This is a genomic window from Vibrio sp. V39_P1S14PM300 (assembly GCF_009904765.1).
In the GTDB taxonomy this organism is placed as follows: Bacteria; Pseudomonadota; Gammaproteobacteria; order Enterobacterales; family Vibrionaceae; genus Vibrio; species Vibrio proteolyticus.
Map to the genome: position 1 here is coordinate 1 of NZ_WXWP01000160.1, position 5774 is coordinate 5774.

The window sequence follows — 5774 nt, forward strand, 5'->3', positions numbered from 1 at the left end:
CGTCAGAAGCATGATCAATGTAGTCCAGAAAGCATGATCATTAACTGTTTGAAAGCATGATCAAAATCGTTCTGAAACATGATCATCAGCATCTCGTAATCATGATCAACGTATTTCCCGAAACATGATCATCGCATTGTCACATGTTATCCACAAGCCCTGATGGATTCTCTTTTCTTTGTGACATGATTCTGGTTTAACTCAAGCGTATCGCGCTGAAACGATGATCAAGGAAGATGCAATATTGATGAAAAAAACAACGAATTTATCTAGCCGGACAATTGAACCGACAAAGTTCGTTAGAAGCTGTGTGGACAAGCACTTGAGGGTTAGTCACGAAAGCATGATCAAGTGGCATTACGATGAAAGTCAGTTGACCGAATGTATTTTGATTAACAGCATATTTCGCATTGAATTTCTCTTCAGCCCCGTGTCTGTCTGCATTGTTCCGTAATCTAGCTTTAAAAAACCATGCTTCCGAACAGACCTCTATCTTGATCATTGATCCTGAAAACGATCATTGGATCTTCATGGCAGTGAGGCATGATGGTCGCGGTGTGGATACTTGATCATGCTTCCTTCTGCCCCATATAACGCCGAAAGCATGATCATCAGAGATTACTTGATCATGCTTCCAGATTGGTTCACCTATGTTTATCAATTCACGCTTCAATGACAATTCGGGTTTGAATCGCAAGAAGTATAAGACATTCTCTAGATTGAGAAATCAAAATGACACTGCCCGTAAAATTACAAGGCATAATAATCGTTCCGAAGAGAAAATTGATGTATTAGCTTTACATTGTAAATAAGTGACATTGTAACACTTTCAATGTGTGACCATTTGTGAAGGGAACACAAGAAAAAATCGTCGCATTTTTGAGAGTATTTATCACATGATCCATTAATTCGCTAACAAATTTTCGATTTAATGTGATTGGTATGCATAAGTGTATGTTCACCTTTTTATTGTGTTGGTATCATTTTGCTGTACAATCGAACTTAGTCACTAACAACGGAATTTGGTCATGAAAAGAGAACAAACGATCGAGAGTCTGAATCAGCTTGCTGAACAGACGGCTCAGGTCCAGGCGGACCGTATCGAGATTGTATTAGAAGAACGTCGCGATGAGCATTTCCCACCAATGTCAAAAGCATTGATGGAAACTCGCTCAGGTTTGACTCGACGTAAACTGGACGATGCCATCAGTAAGATGGAAGAGGCCGGACATCAGTTTACTAAGAATAATGCCAACCACTATTCGATTTCACTGGCGGAAGCTCACATGTTAATGGATGCTGCTGGTGTACCCAAATTCCATGAACGTAAGAAAAATCAAAGTAATAAACCGTGGATTATTAATGTGCAGAACCAGAAAGGGGGCACTGGGAAGTCCATGTCGGCAGTGCATTTGGCGGCTTGTCTGGCACTGAATCTTGATAAACGTTACCGCATTTGCTTGATTGACCTTGATCCACAAGGGTCATTGCGTTTGTTCCTCAACCCGCAGATCAGTATTTCTGATCATGATAGCATTTACTCCGCGGTTGATGTCATGCTCGGTAACGTGCCGGATGGGGTCGAAATCGACAACGAGTTTCTGAATAAAAATGTGTTGATGCCGACACAGTACCCGAATCTGAAAACCGTGTCTGCGTTCCCGGAAGATGCCATGTTTAACGCCGAGGCATGGCAATACCTGTCGACAAATCAATCGTTAGACATCGTTAAGCTGCTGAAAGAAACTCTGATTGATAAAATTGCTGACGATTTTGATGTCATCATGATCGATACCGGCCCACACGTGGATCCGCTGGTGTGGAATGCGATGTATGCGTCGAACGCATTGTTGATTCCCTGCGCGGCAAAACGCCTTGACTGGGCGTCGACCGTCAACTTCTTCCAGCACCTGCCAACGGTGTACGAGATGTTCCCCGAAGATTGGAAAGGGCTGGAGTTTGTTCGTTTGATGCCGACGATGTTTGAAGACGACAACAAAAAGCAGGTATCAGTTTTGACCGAAATGAACTATCTGCTGGGCGATCAGGTGATGATGGCGACCATCCCGCGGAGCCGGGCATTCGAAACCTGCGCCGATACCTACAGCACGGTGTTTGATCTGACCACAGGTGATTTCGAAGGTGGTAAAAAGACGCTGGCGACCGCGCAGGATGCGGTACAGAAAAGCTCTCTGGAGCTGGAACGTGTACTTCACAGTCATTGGCCATCATTAAATCAGGGGTAAGTAGACTATGGCGATTAAAACATCTGATCTGAACGCAAAGCTGTTTGGCAAAGCGAACAAGCGTCGTGCAACTACGCCTCAGGAGGCGCAGACTGCGGCCAAAGAACAGGCGCAGGTGATTGAACTGGCGGTGGCCGGTGAAGAGATGGTGGCGTTTGAGCTGGTGCGTATTCCGGCCTCTGAAGTTGAGCAACAGACCGTTGTATTCGCGGAGAATGCCCGCGAACAGGCATTCCTCAATGAGCATGCGCTATCGGATGTCCTGAGCACACTGCGTGAACGAGGCCAGCAATATCCGGCCGTCGGACGTCGTACTCAAGATGGCAAAATTGAAGTGTTGGATGGTAGCCGCCGCCGCAAATCGTGTATTTTGTCGGGACAGGAGTTCCTGATTTATGTGGCGGAAGGCATCAATACTGAGCACGCCAAGTTTTTGTCTGATGTCGCCAACGCGCACAAACCACTGTCTTTGTACGAGAAGGGCAAAGAGATGCAGCTCAAGCTCGATAGTGGTGAAGCAGAAGATCAGAAAGCATTAGCGAAGATGTTTCAGTGCAGTGAAGCGCTGGTGAGCGGCGCGCTTAAAGCGGCGTCTTTGCCGCTTGAGCTCCTGCAGGCGTACCCGAGCGTGGCAGAGCTGGGGCGCCCCACCATTGTGAAGCTGCACAAACAGTTCAATGAACTCAGCAGTGACAACCAGCAAAAACTGTTGGATAAATGCCAGTCAAAAGAGGGATTCGTTTGGCAACGCAGCCAGGCGCAAGGCGTGGCACGTCTGACCAAAGAAGTGACCGAAACCATTGAAGAGTGGATCGCGTCTCTGGCACCGGCCAAGCGTACGGTCAGTCCGAAAGTGGAGCTGGTAAAAGGGCGTGCCAGTTACAGCCGTAAGGGAGCGAATCTGTCACTCAACCTGAAAAAAGTCGACGATAAAACCATGCAAGACATTCTCGATTTTGTTGCGGGTAAGCTCAGCTAATCCAATCCATTTTGCTAAAAGCCGCTCAGTGCGGCTTTTTTTGTGCCTTATGCTACTATGACGCCAACGAATCCGTAGCTGCGACTTACAGTATGTCTTCCACAACGCAATTCTTCACTCAACTTGCTCATCGTCTTCATCCGGGTCTGTTTCGCTGCGGCATTGTGGCGGCAGGCGATACCCAATGGCAGCAACAGTGTGTGACTGCCGCTCTGGCCGCGCTGGCTCCTTCACAAGTTTTTCAGCTCGGTGGCCAACAAACGCACGGCGCTCCAAACCAACATGTCACGTTCAAACAAGGACAACAACTGCTGGGCCAGGAATGTGAGCTGCTGATCTGTGATATGTCGAGTGGCTTTGATGCCAACAGCTTTAGTGCTGCGTTGGGAGCGCTGAAGGGCGGCGGCGTGTTGATTGTGCTGCCAGAATTGAACGGCGAGCAAGATGACGGTGCGCGCTGGCTCGAGCTTGGGTTACGACGTCTGACCTGGTTAATTCAGGGACAGGCACTGCCCGCGTTACCCGAATTTCCGTCCACTCATGAAGGGGAGGCGCGCTACGCGCAGCAACAAGATGCGATCGGAAGCATTATCAAGGTCGTCGAGGGGCACCGCAAGCGGCCTTTGGTGCTTACCGCCGATCGCGGGCGGGGTAAAAGCAGTGCTCTTGGTTTAGCAGCAGCACAGCTAATGCAAGCCCGGCCACGGCACATCGTGGTTACGGCCCCTCGTTTGGCCAACGTTTCTCCAGTGTTTGACCATGCTGCACGCCAGTTGCCTGATGTGCAGAAATCTAAAACGGCATTGACGTATCAGGGGGCAACACTCACGTTTGTGGCGCCGGACGAGTTGTTACGCCAGCCGATCGAGTGTGATTTGTTGTTGGTTGATGAAGCATCAGCAATTCCGATCCCGATGCTAAAGCGAATGGTACAGCAATACCATCGGCTGGTATTTTCGACCACTATTCATGGGTACGAAGGGTGTGGGCGTGGCTTCACACTCAAATTTCAGCATTGGCTACGTACCGAGCGGCCGGGAGCGCGCTTTATTCAACTGGATCAGCCTATCCGCTGGGGACAGGACGATCCGTTGGAATTGTGGCTGTATCAAACTTTCTTGCTTGATTGTGAACTGACACCGCTTCAAACTCCCATTACGTTGCTTCCACCACTCATCGAATTGAGTAAAGTACATTTGCTGGCGACACCTGGATTGGTCCGTCAGTGTTTTGCTTTGCTGGTCAACGCCCATTACCAAACATCCCCGAATGACTTGTTTCATCTGCTGTCGGATTCCGCGACGCGTTTGTTTGCGTTGTTGGATGGCGATGTCTGCCTTGGTTGCCTTTTAGTGGTGGAAGAGGGCGGGTTGGATGAGGAGTTAATCGGGCACATTCAGCGTGGCACGCGCCGCCCGAAAGGGCATCTGACGCCGGTCACTTTGGCCAATCAACTGGGCTGTGCGGAGGCCGCAACCGAGCGCAGCGTGCGTATCATGCGCATTGCAGTCCACCCAGACGGTCAACGTCAGGGATGGGGAACGGCGATGCTCAGGCAGTTGGATGCCTTGCTCGACATTTCGTATTTGTCGACCAGTTTCGGTGCCACCAGCGATCTGATTCAGTTTTGGCAAAGCAATGACTTTGTACCGCTTAAGTTAGGCAGCCAACGCGATCAGGCGAGTGGTTGTCACTCTTTGCTGATGGTCAAGGGCCAATCCGAGTGGATCATCAAAGCGCGTCCGCGGTTTGAACACAATCTGGTTTACCAACTGAGCGACAGCCTCAAGGATATTGAACCTGACAATGTGCGTAGTTTATTGCCGCTTTCTCACCGTTCCGTGATGTCACAAGGGCTGAGCCCATTAATCGAGTTTTACCTTGAAGGTGGAAGCAGCTTCGACAGTGTTGCCCCGATGATCCGCGACTGCATACTCACAGCAACGCCTGCGCGGTTGGAGAACGTGTCAGATTTGATGGTGCGAAAAATAGTGCAGCAATGGAGCTGGCAGGCTTGTGCCATTGAGTTTTCGATGGCAGGGCGTAAACAGGTTGAAGCGCAGCTGCGACACGATTTACGTCAATTTACACTGTAAACCTGTCTTGAATGGCTCTGCCGTTTACACTGTAAATTGGCAGAGCGTCTGTCCTCCGATTCATCTTGGTGTCCGTTTGGGCCAATCTATTTGATAAAACTAGTGATCTGGCTCGTCAATCTTATACTAAAGTAGCCTTCTCAGTTTTGATACTGAGCGTTTCGTTCTACACTAAATTGTAATCGTACCTTCTTGCGTGTCTGTCACACTGAGAGTGAACGCACATCAGTGCCTGATACGTAAGGTCGATTTACACTGTAAACGAGCCAATAAAGGATTATTTGTCGAACCTCGATGTGGGTGGTAATGCTCACCAGGTTGTTCATAGGTTGTGGTATGTGGAATTCCTTTCTTCAATTGTCTGAAGACAAAACGCAAGTGATTGCAAAACTTCCGCCCGACATCCAAATCGATCGCAGTTTTGACCGTTCAGGTTTGGACGAAGAACTGAAG

General features: G+C 48.9%; 3 protein-coding genes. All 3 read left to right on the forward strand.

Annotation, left to right across the window (positions count from 1 at the left end; all coding sequences use genetic code 11):
- Positions 1–1028: 1028 nt before the first annotated feature.
- Entirely contained in the window at positions 1029–2246 is a 1218-nt protein-coding gene (locus CAG65_RS07915) for an AAA family ATPase (protein WP_161453270.1), read from the forward strand.
- 7 nt (positions 2247–2253) lie between these two features.
- Positions 2254–3225 (forward strand): ParB/RepB/Spo0J family partition protein, encoded by a 972-nt coding sequence (locus CAG65_RS07920; protein ID WP_021706735.1) that lies wholly within the window; start codon positions 2254–2256, stop codon positions 3223–3225.
- A gap of 92 nt (positions 3226–3317) precedes the next feature.
- Complete coding sequence (locus CAG65_RS07925) at positions 3318–5321, forward strand: tRNA(Met) cytidine acetyltransferase TmcA (RefSeq protein WP_161453271.1); 2004 nt, start codon at positions 3318–3320, stop codon at positions 5319–5321.
- The last annotated feature ends 453 nt before the right edge of the window (positions 5322–5774 follow it).